Genomic DNA, 19,434 nt, shown 5'->3' with positions numbered 1-19,434 from the left:
TGGCAACATCTACGAAAACCCAGAACTTTTGGAGGATAAGGAATGAACCCAGAAATAATTGACAATATAAACAAACCAAGCCACTACCAAGGTGCAAACGGTCTTGAGGCTATCGATGTTGTGCATAACTTCGTTGGGAACCTTTCCGGAGCGTCTGCTTTCTTTTGGGGCAACGCAATCAAGTATATGCTACGGTTTCAAAAGAAAAACGGTCTGGAAGACCTGAAGAAAGCACGTAAGAACCTTGATTGGTTGATTGAGGAATTAGAGAAGAACTAAAAAAGCCCAATCCATAAGGACTAGGCTTCGAAGATGAAGTTGTAGAGTTGGACAACCTTCTGAAAACTGGTTGTATCCATGGTTGTGATTTTTTGAGCCTTTCGCTCTCTAAAGTCAAAAGTATAGAGTTGGAGTGGATTGACAGAGCCATCTACCTTATTGGAACGCACAGGAACGAGCAGGCCTTGTTCTTCTAGTCTGCTTTGACCGTGTGTAATAGGGCATACAGCAACAAATCCCGTCCGCTCCGAATATTCTCTACGCGAGACGACAATAGCAGGACGGCGTTTCTGAATCTCACGTCCAACAGACGGGTCGAAGTCAATCTAGATGATGTCCTGTTTTTCTGGAATGTAATCATATTTCGCTGTCAAGGAATTTTACCCCCTCAAAGTCATCTTCCATGCGTAGGTCTGCATCTCCATTAAATGGGTCTGGAATTTTTGGAGCTAGGACAATGACATTATCTACACCCTTGTAGACAAACATTTCCTGACCTTCTGGAACATTGAGTGTTTTCGGAATGGTCACAGTGACAGAGTTCCCAACCTTACGAGTTTTAACAGTATTCATTTGTTTCTCCTTTATTTTGTATACATACAGTATACATATAAAAACGGAACAAAGCAAGAAAAAAGCCAGCACAGCTGACTCCTTTGTGATATGTTCGCTAAAAATATTATATCATAAAGGAGCGATGTTGTGAGGTTATTAAAAAGCGTTGACGTGCAATTTACCAAAAAAAATGTATATGACGTTCTAGAGAGTTATCGCTCGTATGTCCGGATGGCAGGCGCTGAGTATTTGCCTAAAATTACAACGACCTACTCATTTGAACCAAAGACGTTTACTGGTAAGAACACAGCCACTGAGAATATGGTTATCGAACATGTGGATGCAGAGGCAGAGGTTTTGGAAATTGAGAGAGCTGTGAACTGCATTATGGATCCATACGTTCGGCAGGTTATCACAAAGAAGTACATGGATATGAAAATCCAATTATCAGATAAGGCTATCTATATGGACTTAGGCTATTCTGAGAGTGAGTTCTATCGCATGCTTAGTAGAGGTGCTTTGGAATTTGCGGAAGCTTATCGAAAAGGTAAGTTGATTGTCTATCGTAAAATTTTGGGAGATATTTGCAAGTAAATTGCTAGGAAATGGCTTATTTCACATGGTAAAATAGTATTGTCAAGTGATAGGTCAATTGACGTCTCCTTTATACTTTATTATATTTTTCCGAGGCTTCGGTCTCTTAGACAGTAAGGACAGGTTAGCAGGTTGTTTGGGTCTCCTTGAAACTTTTACCAAACGTGCGTTTTACTGCTAGACCAGTTGGTTCGATTCCAGCTGCTGTCATTTGAGTGTTTGTGTCCCAGAATGGGGTAGGCAGTAGGCTTAGCATTCATATATCACTCATTAACTTACAAATGGTTGCGGAGCGACTAGACCTTGCATGATTGCGTAGCTAATTATACTCCGGATAAGTTATAAGCTAGAGGGTTTGATTCCCTCAGAGGTTGTAAAGACTACAAAAAATAAAAAAGAAGTCAAAATTTAATACACACGCAAGGTAGTAGTCGTCTTGCAAGAAGGTCGCACATCGTGTGGCTTTTTTTGATTATTCGAAAGGTGGTGATGGACATTGGGTTAAATCAAAGACAAAAGATGTTTGCGAGCGAGTATTTGAGGACTGGTAATGTCTATCAATCCGCAATATTCGCAGGTTATAGTGAAGCGTATGCTAAAACAACCGCTAGTAAATTGCTAGAAAATGCAAGCGTTAAAACGTTTATACAAACCGAAACTGAAAAGATGCACGATGAAAATATTTTGAGCGCTAAAGAGGCTCTTTCGATTCTCTCAGACATTGCAAGAGGCCAGCGACTTGAGGAAGTTTTGATGATGAACCCTGTCACTGGTGAGGTGGATAGAGTTACGAAAAAGGCAGATAATAACACAGTTATTAAAGCGATAGCTGAAATATTGAAGCGTTATCCGACTGCTAAACAAGCTGAGAAACTAGAACTTGAAATCGAAAAACTTAAATCACAAATCGGTGTGGATAATGAGCAAGACGATAAATTGATAGAGTTTGCTAAGGCTTTGAGAGGTGCTTTTGACGACAAATAAATTTACGAAACGACAAGAAGAAGTACTTACACGAGTATTGAATGATGATTTTTTTATCTGTGGTCTCCATGGTGCAAAACGTTCAGGTAAAACTGTTCTAAACAATATGGTCTTCATGAATGAGATTGCACGAGTGAGAGAAACAGCGGATAGATTAAACATAGATGAGCCAATGTATATACTAGCTGGAACATCTTCAACATCGATACAAAACAATATCATTCAGGAACTGTATAACATGTTTGATATTGAACCTAAATACGATAAGCACGGAGCTTTTACCCTTTGCGGTGTCAAGGTAGTTCCAGTCTACACTGGTTCTATATCTGGTTTAAAGCGCGCCCGTGGCTTTACTGCTTTTGGAGCTTATGTAAACGAGGCATCTCTTGCTAACGAACAAGTATTTAAAGAAATCATCTCACGTTGCTCAGGAGAAGGCGCAAGGATTGTTTGGGACAGTAACCCAGACATCCCAACTCACTGGCTCAGACGGGATTATATCAACTCTGGCGACGATATGATTATCGACTTTCATTTTAAGCTAGATGATAACACATTCATGTCTGATAGATACCGTGAGAATATAAAATCAGCCACACCGGCAGGCGTCTTCTATGACCGAGACATCCTTGGTCTGTGGGTGACTGGTGAGGGCGTCGTCTATCGTGATTTTAGTGAGAATATGTTTGTAGATAACGTACCAGAAGATATCACTAAAGTCTACGCTGGTGTTGACTGGGGATATGAACACTTTGGCTCTATCGTTGTTATTGGAGAGACGTCTGACGGTTCGGTTTATCTATTAGAAGAGCACGCGCATCAATACAAGGAGATTGATTTTTGGGTAGACCTCGCTAAGAATATCAAGGAACGATACGGGAATATTACGTTCTGGGCAGATAGTGCACGACCTGAACACGTTGCAAGATTTCAAAGAGAGCAATTAAAGACGTTTAACGCTAATAAAGCAGTCTTGTCTGGTATTGAAGAAGTAGCCAAGCTGATGAAAACTGGGCGCTTTTTTGTTGTATCAAACAAGGTCAGCAAGTTCAAAGATGAGGTCTATCAATACATCTGGAACGAAAAGACAGGCGAACCAGTGAAAGAGAATGACGACGTACTAGATGCGGTGCGTTATGCGATTTACTCGCAACATTCGCAACCAAAAGCAACCGTCCGCAGACGTTCTGATTATGGTCTATAGAGAGGAAAGACATGTACCAATATTTAACCTATCCACGGGATGGATATGATGAGGGTTCTTTGAAGAAAGACCTGATTTACAAATTGATAACGATACATAACACTGAAAGCTCACATTTGAAGAAGCTTAAAAGCTACTATTTGGGTGAGCATGCTATCTTAGAACACACGAGACGCAACGTGAACGCACCTAATTACAAGACGGTAGCCAATCATGCCAAGGATATCGCAGACACGGCTACGGGCTATTTTATGGGCAATCCTATCAAGTACAATAACACTGCTGAAGGTGATATCGATGAACTACTTACAGCCTTTGATGGCGCTGAGATTGACCAAGTAGATGCTCAGAATGCTTTGAACATGGCCATCTATGGTCGTGCTTACGAGTACATCTATGCTAAAGAGGGATTGACTGAGTTGGACTCAACTAGTATTGACCCAGAAAACACCTTCATGGTCTACGATGATAGCATTGAGCGGAAGCCTTTGTTTGCGGTCTACTACTATAAAGTCGAAGATGATACGAAAGACACTACCAAGTACCAGGCTGAGGTTTTTACCGAAAATCTGCACTATCACATGGTGCTGAGAAGTACAGATTCAGGAACAACTCAGAATGAGCAGGTAACCCCTCACAACCTTGGGCAAATCCCAATTATCGAATATCGCAACAATCACTTTGCAATTGGTGACTATGAGCAACAAATTAGCTTGATAGACGCTTATAATTCCTTGATGGGGAATCGTGTCAATGATAAGGAACAGGCTGTAGAGTCTATACTTGTCTTGTATGGCACGCAGTTAGCAGACACTCCAGAAGACGCTAAGGTAGCAATGAAGATTCTTTCTGAAGAAGGTCTTTTGGAATTGCCGGGCGATAGTGCAAGGGCTGAGTTCTTGAAGAATACGCTGGACGAAAGTGCTACTGAAATCTTGCGTACAGCTCTTAAAGAGGACATCTACACATTTAGCCATGTGCCTAATTTGACTGATGAGAATTTCGCAGGGAATACTTCGGGGGTGAAATAGTTGCCCTCCTCAAAGGTAACTTTGAGGTAATAAATCGGGTTAAAATTGGAAGGCGCAAAACAGTAATAACCTAGATATTTATATTCTGTTATGGTATAATAAGAGTATAATAATCTAGGAGAAGATGAATGATAAAAGATAAAATGCACAAACATCTAAATCAAGTTTATTACTCTATGTTAGCAAGGTGTTATGATGAAAAACATTGGGCTTATAAATGGTATGGGAAACGTGGAATAGGTGTTTCTGATGAATTTAGTGATGTAGCTAAGTTCAGAAGTTGGGCAATGCAAAACGGAGTAGAATTTGGTTTGCAATTAGATAGGATAGATAATGACAAAGACTACTCACCAAGTAATTGTAGGTGGGTTCCTGAACATACAAATAAACGTAATCGTTCTGATAACGTTAAGTATAAGGGATATATCTTGAGAGACTATCTAAAAAAATTATCTGAAGAAAACAACATTTCTTTTTCAACTCTTGTCTACAGATATTATCGTTCCATAAAACGAGATGATATAATCGTTAATGATGAAACAATAGATGATATCTTATTGAATTATAAAAAATACGATTTAAGACAATTTTCAAAAGGTGTGGACATGTCTGGTAAGACAATTGTTCGAGATGAAAAAGGGAGATTTGTGACATATTACTGAAGCTAATCAATTACCACTGCTGGTAGAAATATCAGTAAGGTTTAACGACTAGATAGAGTAAGCTAAGTGAGAAACGGTACATAGTATCGTTTTTTTTATATGCAGAAATATCCACGAAATCCGACACCCTGATAAGGGTGAAGAGATAGTCTGAACTTACGGGAAACCGTAAGAAGTAGAGGATAAAGAGCCTCTACGGTAACAAAATTGAGCTATGGAATTCAAGCTAATGGGCCTTGAGATGATTACCAAGACCAAGGAAGCGAACTACAAGCGTGGATTAAGACAGCGTATTGCGATTTTTGCTCATTACTTGGGTATGAAACAGATTGCACTAGAGTCTCATTCAATCGTTCCACAATTCAGCCGTGGTTTGCCTAAAAACTTGCTGGAAATCTCTCAGATTGTGAACAATTTGGAAGGTAAAGTGACCAATAGGCAGCTTATTTCTCTCTTGCCGTTTGTGGAAGACCCTGACGCTGAACTGGAAGCCTTGGAAGAAGAAAAAAAGAAGAACATGGAAGACATGCCGATGTTCAACAAAGACAACACGAAACCCGAAGACGAGGTAGAGGATGAAGAATCAGGAGTATTGGGCGAAGAGGAAAGCCAATCTGATTTACCAGCAGATGGACAAGGCCGAAAAGCAGGCAGACCAGTTCGATAAGGTCTATCAGGAAGCCAAGACTTACTTGGATAAGGAAGTCAATAAGATTTTTGATAAGTTCCAACGTGATTATGGTCTAAGTCAGGTAGACGCTAGACAAGTTTTGAAGAACATGAAAGACAAGAAAAATCTGAATGAACTTCGTAAAGTACTTGAAGCAAGACCGAATGCCCCGAACATCCAAAGATTACTAGCTGACTTAGACAGCCCAGCTTATTCTTTTCGTATGAAGCGCCTAGAGCGTTTGAGTGATGATTTAGATCGTATGCGTGAATCTATCTATCATTCAGAGAAGACGGGCTCAGACGCCTTCTATAGCGACCTGATGAAGGATAGTTACTACAAGGCTACCTTTGACCTGCAACAGCAGACAGGGCTGGCATATGGCTTTTCTGGGCTTCCTGAGAGCGAGATTAAACATCTACAGTCTTTTAGTTGGGTAGGAGATGGAAGTACCTACTCAACAAACATCTGGAAGAATACGGGGAAGCTTACTTCTAGCATAAAAGATGAACTACTCATGAGCCTCATGACAGGAAGAGGAACACGAGAAACGGCACAAGCAATTGCTGAGAGGTTCAATGTAGGTCAGAACGATGCAAGACGTTTGGTTCGGACAGAATCAGCCTTTTTTCATAACCAGATGGAACTACTCAGCTATGAGGAAGCGGATATAGAGAAGTATATCTTTGTGGCCGTCTTAGACAAGCGTACATCACGCATTTGTCAGGAGCATGACAATCAGGTCTATGATAGGGATAAAGCTGTCCCTGGTGTCAATTGTCCGCCTATGCACCCTTGGTGTAGGTCTACTACTGTCGGATACGATGAGGACGCAGACTACAGCAAGCTGAAGCGCAGAGCAAGGAATCCAGAGACAGGTAAAGTTGAGTACGTGCCTGCCGATATGACTTATAAAGAGTGGTATAGCAAGTATGTTGCGAAAGACGGGGAAAAGGTGTATAATCAGGGTATGGATAAGTTGGACTCTTTAGTCTCTAGCGGTTCAATAAGTGAGGCTCGCGGAGATGTAGAAAAGCAAAAAAGTGATTTTGCGATAAGATACTATGAGCAACTGAAAAATTCGAATCGTGCAGATGTTGTAGAAAAAATGGTAAAAAGTAGCAAACTTTCTCATTCTACAGTATCAGAAGCGTTAGAGCATATTTTAGATAACCAGTATTTGCTGTGGGATTTTGAAGCTTTTGAAGAGAGGATGATGAACTTTTATCCGCACTATGACATGGCTCAAAGTTTTCAAAGATTATACTTGGGTAATCCAAAGAAATACGATATATTGATGCTACAGCACGAAAGCCTTGAATCATATTACATGAATCGGTTAAAAATGGATTATGATGAAGCTCATAAAAGGGCTAACCTAAAATTTAATTATCAGGAGGCAAGCGAAAATGGCGAAGATTGATAAACAAATTATTACTATGCGTAAAATAGAAGATGGTACTGCTATGAGACAATATTCTGCTGTTAGTGGAGAATGTCAAGGTATTGCAACAGTTGATAAAACCACTTTAAAATATAGCTATACAGGAGATGATTTAGGACAATTCGCTTCGTTTGTAAAAGATACTTTAACTAAAAGTATTAAACTGGGTAAAGAGTTGCCAGATAAATTTTCTTACGGTTTTGGATAAACTTGAATTTGCTTATTAACAATCAAAAGCACCTAGAGGAATCTAAGTGCTTTTCTTATTTTTAATTTTTTTCAAAAAACCTCTTGACTTTTTGTGGCACAAGTTGTAATATATTGTTGTGGTACAGAAAGTAGGTGATGAAATGAGTCCACGAACCGGAAGACCAAAAAGCGAAAAACCGTTGAATGTCGAAGTTAAAGCAAGAATCGACTCAGAGTTGAATAAACATTTGGAAGATTATTGCTTACAAAAAAAGACCACTCGTACAGAAGTGGTTAGAAAAGGCATAAAATTAGTTTTAGGTCTTGAAAAAAATAAATAACGCATAATCCTCCTCGCCAAAGTTGAGATTATACGTTATCGCTCGAAAGAAACTCTTTCTGAAATCATTATATCAGAAAAGAGCTTCTTTGTCATACCGCAAAGGAGTTTTTATTATGGCAAAAATTGAATTAACAGAAGAACAATTGACTCATCTAGGCTACGAGCTTGCAGATATTCGAAGAACGGTTGAAATGGCAACCAATATGACAGAAACCTTGGCTTGGGTTCAACTTAAGGATGAGACAGCTTTTAAAGAGATGTCTAAAAAGTTCTTTGATACTTTTAATGAACAATTCGGTTTACTCCATTCAACACTAGATGAAATTGCTTTTATTTTGATGAACTCAACAGATAAAGCAGAAATCTTAGGAAGTAAAATTTTTAACTAGGAGCATAAAAATGGAACTACAAATTTTTAAAAACGAACAATTCGGAGAAGTAAGAACGGCAACTATCGATAATCAGATTTATTTTAATCTTAATGATTGTTGCCAAATTCTAGATTTAAGCAATCCTCGTAAAACGATTGAAAGATTAAATAAAGATGGCGTCACTACTAGTGACATCATCGACAGTCTAGGACGAACTCAACAAGCCAACTTTATCAACGAAGCGAATTTCTATAAACTTGTTTTTCAATCTCGCAAACCAGAAGCAGAGAAATTTGCTGATTGGGTCACTAGCGAAGTTCTGCCATCTATTCGTAAGCATGGCGCTTATATGACCGACCAAGTGGCCTATAATATCACGCACAACAAACAAGCCTTAGCAGACTTGCTCCTTATGGCTGGTAATCAACTAAAAGAAAAAGAAGCAGTCATTAAACACTTGGAAGCTGAAAAAGCTGTACTTTCCGTTGAAAATACCATAATGAAGCCGAAAGCAGACTATTTCGATGAACTGGTAGATAGAAACTTACTGACCAGCTTCAGAGAAACAGCAAAACAATTAAAAATAAAAGAACGTAAGTTTATTGACTTCTTGATGGAGAAAAAATACATCTACCGAGATAAGAAAGGTAAGCTCCAACCAACAGCCAATAAAAACGATGGTTTGTTTGAGGTCAAGGAAACACTCAACGAAAAAACACAATGGTCTGGCACACAGACCCTAATCACACCTAAAGGCCGTGAAACCTTTAGACTACTATTTATTTAATTATGCCCTAACCGCATCGAAATCGAGGCGGTTTTCTTATGCCCTAACCGTATGGAATCCCGTACGGTTTTTATATTGTCCAAGCATTGAAGACACTAAAAGCTATGGAAATTACAGTCGGGGACGACTTTAAAAATAGGAGGTTCGCAATGAACGAAGAAACACAAACAGTCGAAACGGTTGAAGAACAAAAGGTACCTGCAGAACCTGCACAACAACCGCAAGACGAGAAGAAGTACACGGACGCAGATGTCGATGCTATCATCGATAAGAAGTTTGCTAAGTGGAAATCAGAGCAAGAAGCCAAGGAAAACGAAGCTAAGAAGCTTGCTAAGATGAACGCTGATGAAAAACAGAAATATCAGTTGGATCAGCGTGAGCAAGAACTAGCTGACCGTGAAAAGGCTATTGCTCGTAAGGAATTGACCGCAGAGGCTAAAGCAATGCTAAGTGAACGTGACTTACCTGTTGAGTTAGTGAATGTAGTTGATTTGACAAGCGCAGAGACGGTATCGCAGTCTGTCGCTGTATTACAGAAATCATGGGAACAAGCCGTGCAAAAAGGCGTACAAGAAAAGCTAAAAGGCGGAGCTCCGATGAAGCAAGCGCCAGTCGATAGTGACGGTATCACAAAAGAAGAATTTGCTCGTATGGGTTATCAGAGTCGAAATGAACTCTATCAAAAGAACCCAGAACTCTATAAGAAATTGAAAGGTTAAAATAAATGACAGCAGGACAAACTAAACTAGCCACTATGGTTAACCCAGAAGTGATGGCGGACATGGTTTCCGCTAAACTACCTAAATTGATTAAATTTACTCCACTTGCTTATGTGGAAACAGCACTCCAAGGACAACCAGGGAACACTCTAACAGTTCCAGCATGGGAGTACGCAGGAGATGCGACTGAGGTTGGAGAAGGTCAAGCTATTTCTCCAGACAAATTGACTACTAAAAAGACTACTATGACCATCAAAAAGGCTGCTAAAGGTTATGAAATTACCGATGAAGCTCTTTTGTCAGGTCTTGGTGACCCACTAGGTCAAGCCACTTACCAGCTTGGTTTGGCTATTGCTAACAAGATTGATGATGATTTGGTAGCGGTGGCTAAGACTGCAACACAGCACGTTGCAGAAACTCCAACAACTCTTGAGGCAATTGATAAGGCTCTTGATATTTTTGAGGATGAAGAAGATGCACAGTATGTTGCTATCATCAACCCTAAAGATGCTACTAAGCTAAAAACTGACGTAGCAAAAGAATGGACTAAAGGTTCAGAGCTTGGAGCAAATATGGTTGTTTCTGGGACCTTTGGTGAAGTTGCTGGTGTGCAAATCGTCCGCTCTAAAAAAGTTGATGAAGGTAAAGGTTTCCTTGTCAAAGTGTCTCCTAGCCAGACTCAGACAGATGATGCCAATAAATATGGTGCGTTTGTTATCATGCTAAAACGTGATGTGGCTATCGAAACAGACCGTGACATCCTTAAAAAGACAACGGTTATCACTGGTGACAAACACTATGGTGTTTACCTATACGACCCTACACGAGTTGTAAAATTCGGTGAGTAAGAGGTGATGATATGAGCTTATTGCTACGACGTCATTATATCCAAGAGGAGCAAGCTGGCCAGTATTCTGATTTAGAAAATAAGACTTTAGAAGAGTTGAAGAATCTAGCTAAAGAAGCTGGCATAACTGGTGCCTATAAGTTATCAAAAGCTGAAATTGTAGAGGTGTTGGAGGATTTAAAAAGTGAAATTTAAAATCAAACAAGATTTCTATGACTGGGAATTAAATGTGAAACGACTGGCAGGAGAGGAACTTGAGATTACTGAGGAGCGCTATGCCGAGCTGGCAGATAATTTCGCCAGCAATGGTGTCGCTATCTCAGACGTTCTTGAGGAAATTCTCCCTGAGCCTGAGTTTTTAGAAGAGGATTGATATGTCTATAGAGTTGCTGAAGAAATTAACAGGCGAAGAAGATACTCAGCTTCTCATGTTGCTCCAAACGAGGTCTACAAATCTTATCTTGTCAGAGACGAATCGCACATCTTTGACACCTGCTTTAAGTCGCTTAATACCTGAGGTTGCTATCGAACTCCACAACCGCTCAGGAGCGGAAGGAGAGCATTCCAGAACCGAGGGTGGTATAGCAGTAGTCTACGGAGAAAACGGCCTGTCTACGGGTCTTTTACAGCGTATACGCATGCACAGATTAGCAAGGGTGGCAGGTCATGTTTTTGAAGCAGAGTAGACTGAAACCTTATCCAATGCGACGGTTTGAAAAGACTGTCACAGAGGAAGGCGTCGTAAAAGAAGGATATGCCAAGGAAGCTGAGACAGTCCGCCTTGAGTTGTGGCCAGCTAGCAGTAAGCTACAATCTGAGATGTATGGTGAGCGTGTCAATGATATTTTGAACGCAAATGCCAACAAGTCAGCTACTATCAAAGTGAAAGATGGTGTGTGTATCGATAGCCCGACGGAAGTGACTCACAGGGTTATCTCTAAAAAGGTCTACACATATCATCAAGTTTTGGAGTTAGAGCGTGTCAGAGCTACGAGGGGCAGATAGGCTCATAGCTAAATGTAGACGATTGGCTAGTAAAAAAACTGGCGAGGATATCGTCTTACGTGCGGTACACAATGCTGCTATAAAGGTTGTCCAAGCTGATGCTAAAAGACTAGCACCAGGCAACAATGGAGAACTTAGAAACAGTATCAAGACTAGGGTTAAAATGGACGGAGATAAGGCTATAGGTGAGGTTTACACAAATCTACACTATGCTCCTTATGTTGAGTTTGGAACAGGACCCAAGGGTCAGGCTAGCCATTCTGGTATCTCTCCAGAGGTCAGCGTAACTTACAAGTCTAATCCTTGGTATGTGCATGAAGACCAAATCAATGTAGGACCGTACCACTTTCAAAAGATTGGGGAGTTCTACAAGATGTATGGTCAACCTGCTCAGCCTTATCTTTATCCAGCTTTGAGAGACAATCAAGAGCGTGTGTCTAAGAATATTTCGGATTATGTCCGTAGAAAGGTAAGAGAACAAATAAAATGATTAATATCAAGCCTGTTATTTATAAAGAATTGCAAAAGGTTGCAGATAATGTGACTGATACGTATCCTAGCGATTGGGAGACTTTTCCAGTCGTTATTTTTTTGGAAGAACAAAACAAGCCGGGTGATTGGTTTGATGACCAGGAACAAAAATCCTCTATCCGCTACAAGGTGGATATCTTTGATGATACAAGCACTAGTGAGTTAGCTGTTAAAATCAATCAGATTTTTGAGTCTTTAGGTTTACGAAGAACCGACTGCCAAGACGTGCCAGACCCGTCCCATTTGAGACATAAGGTCATGCGTTTTGAAGGGGTTGTTGACTTACACTCAGAGCTTGTTTTTCAATTTAGAATGGAGAATTAAACATGTTAGCAAACGGAATTACGCTTTCTTATAGCGAAACCAAAGGTAGCTATACTAAGCTTGTTGGATTGAAAGAAGTACCAGAGTTTGGTATCGAACCTGAAAAAGTAGAGAACACTACTCTTGAAGATAAAGTTAAGAAGTACGAATTTGGTATTGGTGATGCAGGGGAATTGGAGTACAAGTTCTCTTATAACAATTCAAGCGAAACTGCTCCTTACCGTGTATTGCGTAAGGCAGCAGACGACAAGAAGAAACTCTACTTTGAACAAGCTTATCCAGACGGTACTAAGGTCAATTTTGAAGGCCAAGTATCTGTTAAACTGGGCGGTGGCGGTGTCAATGCCGTTATCGAGTTCACACTTAAGATTGCATTGCAGTCAGAATTGGAATTTACAGACGGTCTTGGAGGTTAATTAAATGGCGTTACCTTACTCAATTTGGAAGATTAGCGATGAGAAAGAGTTAAAACTACGACTTTCATCTCATCAAGCAGCAAAAGTTGAAGAAAAAATCGGTATGAACTTACTGAAAATCTTCATGCCTGAAGCTGGCGAAGAGTTTCCTTTGCCTCCTTTAAAAGTTGTATTGCTCTTGATTCATGGAGCTTTGCAAAAGTATGAGAATGGGTATTCTCTTGAGGATGTCTACGATCTATACGATGAATACGTGGATAATGGTGGAGACCAAACAACCTTCATGACAGAGGTTTTAATGCCACTCTTTGAAGTGTCGGGTTTTACTCCACGAGGAAGCAAGGGCAAGAAAACTTCCAAGAAGAAAATGACAGTAGTCGAGTAATCTTAACGGTAACGCAGATTATTGAGAGGCTTTACCCTATGTTTTTGGACATCGGGGGTAAGCCTCTTGATTTTTGGGATTTAACGGTGCTTGAAATCAGGGAAATGATTGAAAGCTACAACCGTGTCAAAATCCAAGAGCGTAAAGAGAAGATTATTGACTCGTACAGACTTTCGCAGATGATATCCAACCACGTTTCTTTATTCTTATCCAAGGATGCCAAGGTCTTTGAGTTCTGGGAATATGCGCCTGAGTTGTTTGTAGAAGAACAACAAGCGGTAGAACAGGAACGGCAGAGACAAGAGCTTTTGCTACATAAGGAACGGATGCGTGATTTTGCAGAAAGACACAATCGAAAAAGGAAGGAGGAAATGAATGGCAACTCTTGACGAATTGAAAGTCATGATTGACGCTGAGATAGCGCCTTTCAGGAAGAAGATGAAAGAAGTCGAGAATCAGGTCAAAGGAACATCTGACCAAGTGAAGAACGCGACTGCCAAAGTTCGTGAACAGTCGAGCTCAATCGGTAGCGCGTTTGGCAAGCTGGCTAAGTTTGCTGGTTTTGCAATCCTTGGTAAGAAATTGCTTGATGTTGGGATGTATTCAACGCAGACAGCTCTTGAAGTATCAGCGGCTATGAACCAAATTAAGCGCCAGATGGGTGAGAGTTCGCAATCTTTCTTAAAATGGGTTAACGATAACGCTAATGCCATGAATATGGGTGTGGGCGAGGCTACTAACTATGGTGCAGTCTACTCAAACTTATTTTCTGGATTTATCAAAGACACCAACAAACTAAGCGCCTATACTGCTAAGATGTTGCAGACGTCGGCAGTTGTTGCTGAAGGTTCTGGGCGCACGATTACAGACGTTATGGAGCGGATTCGCTCAGGTTTGCTAGGGAATACGGAAGCGATAGACTTTTGTCGCACCGCTTAGAAATAGGCGGATTAAGAACTTACCAAAATCGGTAAAACTCTAAATTTTAAGTAATTAAAACATGACGATACCGAGGTAAACTAAGCAATTAAACAGGCTTGGTCACCGTAGAGCATAGGGATTGAACCTGTGCTTTTTGTTTTGTCAAAAAGTATAGAATAAAATATCCCCACGAGTGGTGAGCACCTAGACAATTCGGTTGTAGGTGAAAATATATGCCGAACTTACAAGAAATTGTAAGAAGTATGGATAAAAAGCCATGCGATAACATTATTGAGAAGACCTAGGAATCAACGTCAACGTGGCTATGATTGAATCCACTGAAGCCTTTAAGAAGTTCGCAAACGGACAGAGCTGGCAACAGTTGGATTACCAAACCCAGCAACAAATCCGCCTAATGGCTATCCTGGAGCAGGCTACAGCTAAGTATGGGAATACCTTGTCTAATTCTGTAAATGGTCGTATCAGCCTGTTTAAGTCGCTGATGAAGGACGCAGCATTGAACCTTGGTAACTCTATGTTACCGATTATCAATGCCATTATGCCTGTCTTGAACTCTTTTGCCATGGTATTGAAGAACGTGACGGCTAAACTTGCGGAGTTTATCGCTTTGATGTTCAACAAGAAAGCAACAGTGAAAGATGGTGTTGGTGGAGCGGTTGGAGACATGGGTAACGCCATGAAGGATGCTGCAGGAGGTGCAGGAGATCTTGCTGATGCAGTAGACGACGCTGGAGATTCAGCAGGAGGACTTGCTGATAATCTTGGAGACTCAGCCAAAAACGCTAAGAAGGCCGCTAAAGAGTTGCTAGGTCTTTTGGGATTTGATGAGATTAACATCTTACAAAAACCAAAAGACGATGATGCAGGCGGTTCTGGAGGCGGTGGCGGTGGCAAAGGTGGTAAAGGAAAGGGAGGCGGTGGCGGACCTTTCAAAGACATCTTGCCAGAAGTCGAGTTGACCGACATGGACAACCAGTTCAAGAGCATTTTTGATGGACTTGGAGATAAGCTCAAAGGGTTGTTTGACCTCTTCAAGAAAGGTTTTGATGCAGCATTTAGACCAGAAGGTATTGAACGCATTAAGACCGCCTTAGACCAAATAGCTAAGACAATGGGAGAAATCGCTACTGATCCAAGAGTTGTGAATGCCTTTAACCGAATGGCTGAGAAAATCGCTTATGCTTTAGGGCAAGTGACAGGCTCAATAGCTACTATCGGTCTAGGTATCGGTGTTTTCCTTGCCGAAAGTATTGCAAATGGTCTTGGAAGGCAAAAAGAACGCATTACCAGGGCGCTAGTCGCTTTGTTTGATAATATTGGTAACATTGCAGAGGCAGTAGGAAACATCGCTCAGGCCTTTTCTAGTGCTTTCTACGACGTCATTACCTCAACCGGTGCGGTTCGTATAGGTAGTGCTATTGTGTCAACTCTATTAAGCTTGACATCTACCATTGTTGAAGTCGGTAGCAAATTAGCAGGAAGTTTGTTTAAAGGTTTTGAAAAAGTCGTTGTGACAAGCGCTCCTAAAATTTCATCAGTCTTCCAAAGTTTATTAGATACTGTTGCGCCTGTATTTGAGAGCATTGAAAGGTCTGTTAACAAATTTGGCGATGGCTTAAGTCGTGTTTATGATGAACATGTAGTCCCTGCTATTAACTCTATTGCTAATGCTTTTAATGGGCTAATTGATATTATTCAAATACTTTGGGAGAATTCTTGGCAACCTTTTGCTGAGTTTTTATCAGGAGTATTCGGTGTTAGTATTGAAACCGTCGCTGATTTATTAGGCGGTATCATACTAGAAGCATTGAAGTTACTAGCTGATACAATCAAGCTAGTTGCTGATGGTTTTACTGCTTTTTCTGACTGGTGTAAAGAAAATAAAGAGATTATCTCTGTAATTGCTAATGTGATTGGTACGCTTGCAACTGCATGGCAGGGGATTAAGTTCTTGTCTTGGGCTGAACAAGCTGGAGGACTTGCAGGGGCATTCGAATTATTAAGTGGCAAGGTTTCCTTTATTGTTAGCGGAATTAAAAATCTTGGACTAGCTTTGAAAGCTTTGACATTTGATAAATTGGTCAGCTTCGGAGAAACCATCTATTTGAATGCGTTGTACGCAAAAGATTTTGTTGTCAATTCAGGTAAAACAATTGCACAGCTAGGGAAAACTGCTTTAGAACTTGGTAAATCAGCTCTAGCATGGACTGCTCATACAGCGAAAATGGGATTAGCAACCGCGGCGGAATTTGCACATTCTGTGGCAGCAGGAGTCGCTACAGCTGCAACATGGGCTTTTAATGCAGCGTTAGCAGTTTTGACAAGTCCAATAACCTTAGTTATTGCAGCAATCGCAGCCTTAATTGCTATTGGTGTCTTGCTCTACCAAAATTGGGACACTGTTGTTGAGTTTGCTAAAACAGCATGGCAAGGACTATGTGATTTTATCAGTGGTATTTGTCAAGCGATTGGCGAATTTTTCAGCGGTCTATGGACGAAGCTACAAGAAATCTTTGAGCCAATAGGTCAATGGTTTGGCGAGAAGTTCCAGCAAGGATGGGATGCTATTGTAAACATCTTCTCTGGTATCGGAGAGTGGTTTTCTGGTGTATTCCAAGGTGCATGGGACGCTATCGTTAATATCTTCACGCCAATCGGTTCATGGTTCGGACAACGTTGGGCGGATGTGACGAGTGCTTTGGCTAATATCGGGGCATGGTTTACGGACATGTTCCAAAAAGCATGGACTGGTCTAACAAACATCTTCAGCAAACTAGGTTCATGGTTTGGCGAAAGGTGGAACGATGTTACAAGTGCGCTTTCCAGCGTTTCAAACTGGTTTGGTGAGATGTTCACTAATGCTTACAACGCAGTAAAAGATGCTTTTAGTTCTATCGGTGACTTCTTTAGTGGAGTTTGGGACACTGTTAAAAGTATCTTTGTAAATGCTGGTCAGATGGTCGGTGAGGCAGTAGGTGGAGCGTTTAAGAGCGCAGTCAATGCGGTTCTTGGAACGATTGAAAATGTGGTCAATGGCTTCATCGGCATGATTAATGGTGTTTTAGATGTTGTCAGAAACTTACCTGGTCTGGGATGGATTGGAAGTGTAAGCACAGTTAGCCTTCCTCGTCTTGCCCGTGGTGGTATCGTTGATAGTCCAACTATTGCCATGATTGGTGAAGCAGGTAAAGAGGCGGTCGTACCACTTGAAAATACAGGATTTATCCAAACACTTGGGCGAGTAGTCAGCAGTGCGGTAGTAAATGCCATGGCTGGTGTTGGTCCACAAGGTGGATTTTCTGGCGACGGCGACATCGTTATCCAAATCGCAGGCCATGAGTTCGGACGGGTAGCTATCCAAGAAATTAACAAGGAACATGAACGAGCAGGTCAAACCTTGCTCAAGATTTAGGAGGTTAAATGGCACAATTGACAATCAATGGGGTGGCTGTGAAGCCTCCCAAATCTTTTCAAGTCGGTATTCAAGATATCGATGGAGAGACAGGGCGTAATGCCAATGGCGACATGGTGCGTGACCGTATCACGACCAAACGCAAACTAGACTGTGAATGGGGTATGATGACTCAGGGAGAATTAAGTCAGCTTTTACATGCTGTATCATCTGAATTTTTTGAGGTGTCTTATCCAGACCCCATGGATGGCCAAGTCACAAAGACTTTCTACGTCGGTGATAGGACAGCTCCTAGCTATAGCTTTACTGAGAAGTTTAAACCTTGGTCTGGCGCTAAATTTAATCTGGTAGAGAGGTAAGAAAATGGATGCTTTAACCAGACGACAATTTGACAGAGCCATGTTTGCCAAGGAAAGGACGCTGGCTATTCGTGTTGGTGATTATACTTCACGGGATATCAAAGAGGCTAGTTTTGAGTATGGCTACATCAAGGGCGATACTTATAAGCCTGGTGGAACCTGCGCTGGTAGCGGTAAAATTACCTTTACCAGTATCATTACCACGTTCAATAAGCTGGATACCCTGCACCCTGAGATTGGTCTACTGGTTGGGGATACCTACCAGTGGGTCAAGATGGGGGAATACTTCATCAACGATATTGAGATTGACCGAAACCGCAACACAACCACACTTGAACTTATGGATGGTATGTTTAAGCTCAATCGTGAGTATGTGACAGATTTGCATTTCCCAGCTGAAGTACGAGAGGTTATTCAGGAAATCTGCCTGAAAACAGGCATTGAGTTAGCGAATGACTATTTCGGAATCAGCGCGATGCGTTACCATGTCGAGCAAGTTCCTGAAGGAAAGAAACTTTCATTTAGGGATATGCTGAGCGCTATGACTCAGATGATAGGGATGTCTTGTTTCTTCAACCGAGAAGGGAAGATGGAAATCCGTGATTTAACTGAGTCAAATATCACGATAAACGCAGACAGTTACTTCCTACATGGTTTAACCAAGAGTGAGATTGAGTATCAGATAGCTGGTATTACTTGTAAGACAGATAAGAAGCCTCTTACGGTTGGTATGAAGACAGGTCGGTCTTTGGAACTAGACAATGTCTTCATGACCCAGAGCGCTTTAAATGACCTGTATTACAAGCTGAAAAACCTGACTTACTATCCGTATAATCTCAACTACCAAGGGCATTTACTGCTTGAGGTTGGGCAGTGGGTAACCATTCAGACCAACAAGAAAGAAACCTTTAAAGTTCCTGTCTTAAGTCAGAGCTTTACTTTCAAAGGTGGTCTAAGAGGTCGTATCAGCGCAGATAGTAAAGCTGGAAATGATACGCAGTATTCTTACGAGGGTACGATTACCAAGCAGATTAAGCAACAAGATGGCATTGAAGCCAAAATCCAAGCGCAGATAGAAGCAGCAGACGCAGCCTTTGACGCTGAATTTACTAAGCGTGAGAAAGCTATCACGGATGCCATCGAACTTGCCAAGGCTAAGGCGGAAGAAGTCAAGCAAGAAGTGTCTGACACTATCAATCAGCGTTTCAATAGCTTTCATGATGAACCTTTACGAGAATCAAGGCGCAAGGCTGAGGAAGCTTTGAGACAAGCTGGCGCAAGTAGCTCTCTTGCTCAGGAAGCCAAGCAGATTGGGCTGGATTCTGTTGCTAGACTTGAAGCGTTTAAGTCGCAGACTAGGAGTGCTCAGACGGCTTTGTCG

25 protein-coding genes and 4 pseudogenes are annotated in these 19,434 nt (G+C 41.2%); 27 read left to right on the top strand and 2 right to left on the bottom strand.

Annotated features, from left to right (window positions below):
• Positions 1 to 42 precede the first annotated feature (42 nt).
• Positions 43 to 279, top strand: coding sequence for a DUF3310 domain-containing protein (locus HT709_RS00745; protein WP_001067624.1), 237 nt, complete (start codon positions 43 to 45; stop codon positions 277 to 279).
• A gap of 20 nt (positions 280 to 299) precedes the next feature.
• Here HT709_RS00745 and HT709_RS00740 read toward each other — a convergent pair whose 3' ends face one another.
• The gene (locus HT709_RS00740; RefSeq protein WP_345890581.1) at positions 300 to 605 is read right to left on the bottom strand and encodes a type II toxin-antitoxin system PemK/MazF family toxin; all 306 of its coding nucleotides are present in this window, start codon (positions 603 to 605) and stop codon (positions 300 to 302) included.
• A gap of 31 nt (positions 606 to 636) precedes the next feature.
• The gene (locus HT709_RS00735; RefSeq protein ID WP_054388426.1) at positions 637 to 852 is read right to left on the bottom strand and encodes a hypothetical protein; all 216 of its coding nucleotides are present in this window, start codon (positions 850 to 852) and stop codon (positions 637 to 639) included.
• Positions 853 to 981: 129 nt separating this feature from the next.
• Here HT709_RS00735 and HT709_RS00730 point away from each other — a divergent pair, with 129 nt between their 5' ends.
• The 26 genes and pseudogenes from HT709_RS00730 to HT709_RS00605 all read left to right on the top strand — a co-directional run.
• Positions 982 to 1,428, top strand: coding sequence for an ArpU family phage packaging/lysis transcriptional regulator (locus HT709_RS00730; protein WP_023933898.1), 447 nt, complete (start codon positions 982 to 984; stop codon positions 1,426 to 1,428).
• A gap of 489 nt (positions 1,429 to 1,917) precedes the next feature.
• Positions 1,918 to 2,412 (top strand): terminase small subunit, encoded by a 495-nt coding sequence (locus HT709_RS00725; RefSeq protein WP_166736849.1) that lies wholly within the window; start codon positions 1,918 to 1,920, stop codon positions 2,410 to 2,412.
• Positions 2,399 to 3,616: a PBSX family phage terminase large subunit gene (locus HT709_RS00720; RefSeq protein WP_119946919.1), complete on the top strand. Its 1,218-nt coding sequence runs from the start codon at positions 2,399 to 2,401 to the stop codon at positions 3,614 to 3,616. Before HT709_RS00725 ends, HT709_RS00720 begins: the two co-directional genes overlap by 14 nt.
• 11 nt (positions 3,617 to 3,627) lie before the next feature.
• Positions 3,628 to 4,641: pseudogene (locus HT709_RS00715) on the top strand (phage portal protein); the annotation flags it as partial.
• Positions 4,642 to 4,775: 134 nt separating this feature from the next.
• Positions 4,776 to 5,309, top strand: a complete 534-nt coding sequence (locus HT709_RS00710; RefSeq protein WP_000588570.1) for a hypothetical protein — start codon at positions 4,776 to 4,778, stop codon at positions 5,307 to 5,309.
• Positions 5,310 to 5,520: 211 nt separating this feature from the next.
• Positions 5,521 to 5,976, top strand: a pseudogene (locus HT709_RS00705) (phage portal protein); the annotation flags it as partial.
• Entirely contained in the window at positions 5,885 to 7,402 is a 1,518-nt protein-coding gene (locus tag HT709_RS00700; RefSeq protein WP_240156660.1) for a minor capsid protein, read from the top strand. The pseudogene HT709_RS00705 and the gene HT709_RS00700, both read left to right, overlap by 92 nt.
• Complete coding sequence (locus HT709_RS00695) at positions 7,389 to 7,631, top strand: hypothetical protein (RefSeq protein ID WP_001062371.1); 243 nt, start codon at positions 7,389 to 7,391, stop codon at positions 7,629 to 7,631. The genes HT709_RS00700 and HT709_RS00695 overlap by 14 nt, the downstream gene beginning before the upstream one ends.
• A 142-nt stretch (positions 7,632 to 7,773) precedes the next feature.
• Positions 7,774 to 7,953, top strand: a complete 180-nt coding sequence (locus HT709_RS00690) for a hypothetical protein (protein ID WP_060955012.1) — start codon at positions 7,774 to 7,776, stop codon at positions 7,951 to 7,953.
• 115 nt (positions 7,954 to 8,068) lie between these two features.
• Complete coding sequence (locus tag HT709_RS00685) at positions 8,069 to 8,344, top strand: hypothetical protein (protein ID WP_049549226.1); 276 nt, start codon at positions 8,069 to 8,071, stop codon at positions 8,342 to 8,344.
• 10 nt (positions 8,345 to 8,354) lie between these two features.
• Entirely contained in the window at positions 8,355 to 9,113 is a 759-nt protein-coding gene (locus tag HT709_RS00680) for a phage antirepressor KilAC domain-containing protein (RefSeq protein ID WP_172925413.1), read from the top strand.
• A gap of 149 nt (positions 9,114 to 9,262) precedes the next feature.
• A complete protein-coding gene (locus tag HT709_RS00675) occupies positions 9,263 to 9,832 on the top strand; it encodes a DUF4355 domain-containing protein (protein ID WP_001001558.1) in 570 nt (189 codons plus the stop codon).
• 5 nt (positions 9,833 to 9,837) lie between these two features.
• Positions 9,838 to 10,680, top strand: coding sequence for a N4-gp56 family major capsid protein (locus HT709_RS00670; protein WP_172925412.1), 843 nt, complete (start codon positions 9,838 to 9,840; stop codon positions 10,678 to 10,680).
• 11 nt (positions 10,681 to 10,691) lie between these two features.
• A complete protein-coding gene (locus tag HT709_RS00665) occupies positions 10,692 to 10,874 on the top strand; it encodes a Rho termination factor N-terminal domain-containing protein (RefSeq protein ID WP_000054933.1) in 183 nt (60 codons plus the stop codon).
• Positions 10,864 to 11,052 (top strand): hypothetical protein, encoded by a 189-nt coding sequence (locus HT709_RS00660; RefSeq protein WP_000669344.1) that lies wholly within the window; start codon positions 10,864 to 10,866, stop codon positions 11,050 to 11,052. The genes HT709_RS00665 and HT709_RS00660 overlap by 11 nt, the downstream gene beginning before the upstream one ends.
• A gap of 1 nt (position 11,053) precedes the next feature.
• Positions 11,054 to 11,365 carry a phage head-tail adapter protein gene (locus HT709_RS00655; protein WP_172925411.1) on the top strand — a complete coding sequence of 104 codons (312 nt, stop codon included), beginning with the start codon at positions 11,054 to 11,056 and terminating at the stop codon, positions 11,363 to 11,365.
• Positions 11,346 to 11,684, top strand: coding sequence for a hypothetical protein (locus HT709_RS00650; RefSeq protein ID WP_000478948.1), 339 nt, complete (start codon positions 11,346 to 11,348; stop codon positions 11,682 to 11,684). Before HT709_RS00655 ends, HT709_RS00650 begins: the two co-directional genes overlap by 20 nt.
• The gene (locus tag HT709_RS00645) at positions 11,659 to 12,174 is read left to right on the top strand and encodes an HK97-gp10 family putative phage morphogenesis protein (protein ID WP_172925410.1); all 516 of its coding nucleotides are present in this window, start codon (positions 11,659 to 11,661) and stop codon (positions 12,172 to 12,174) included. Before HT709_RS00650 ends, HT709_RS00645 begins: the two co-directional genes overlap by 26 nt.
• A complete protein-coding gene (locus tag HT709_RS00640) occupies positions 12,171 to 12,539 on the top strand; it encodes a hypothetical protein (RefSeq protein WP_000608236.1) in 369 nt (122 codons plus the stop codon). Before HT709_RS00645 ends, HT709_RS00640 begins: the two co-directional genes overlap by 4 nt.
• Before the next feature lie 2 nt (positions 12,540 to 12,541).
• Positions 12,542 to 12,955 carry a phage tail tube protein gene (locus HT709_RS00635; protein WP_000880679.1) on the top strand — a complete coding sequence of 138 codons (414 nt, stop codon included), beginning with the start codon at positions 12,542 to 12,544 and terminating at the stop codon, positions 12,953 to 12,955.
• A gap of 4 nt (positions 12,956 to 12,959) precedes the next feature.
• Positions 12,960 to 13,340, top strand: coding sequence for a DUF6096 family protein (locus HT709_RS00630; RefSeq protein ID WP_001207822.1), 381 nt, complete (start codon positions 12,960 to 12,962; stop codon positions 13,338 to 13,340).
• Positions 13,341 to 13,378: 38 nt separating this feature from the next.
• A complete protein-coding gene (locus HT709_RS00625) occupies positions 13,379 to 13,729 on the top strand; it encodes a hypothetical protein (RefSeq protein ID WP_138707796.1) in 351 nt (116 codons plus the stop codon).
• Positions 13,716 to 14,261: pseudogene (locus tag HT709_RS00620) on the top strand (hypothetical protein); the annotation flags it as partial. The gene HT709_RS00625 and the pseudogene HT709_RS00620, both read left to right, overlap by 14 nt.
• Positions 14,262 to 15,585: 1,324 nt before the next feature.
• Positions 15,586 to 17,694: a hypothetical protein gene (locus HT709_RS00615; RefSeq protein ID WP_172925415.1), complete on the top strand. Its 2,109-nt coding sequence runs from the start codon at positions 15,586 to 15,588 to the stop codon at positions 17,692 to 17,694.
• Positions 17,695 to 17,702: 8 nt separating this feature from the next.
• Positions 17,703 to 18,053, top strand: coding sequence for a DUF6711 family protein (locus tag HT709_RS00610; protein ID WP_000068027.1), 351 nt, complete (start codon positions 17,703 to 17,705; stop codon positions 18,051 to 18,053).
• Between the two features lie 4 nt (positions 18,054 to 18,057).
• Positions 18,058 to 19,434, top strand: a pseudogene (locus HT709_RS00605) (tail fiber domain-containing protein); the annotation flags it as partial.

It is taken from the genome of Streptococcus sp. 1343 (assembly GCF_013277355.1).
GTDB classification, from domain to species: domain Bacteria; phylum Bacillota; class Bacilli; order Lactobacillales; family Streptococcaceae; genus Streptococcus; species Streptococcus pseudopneumoniae.
This window is presented reverse-complemented; position numbering and strand designations above follow the sequence as displayed.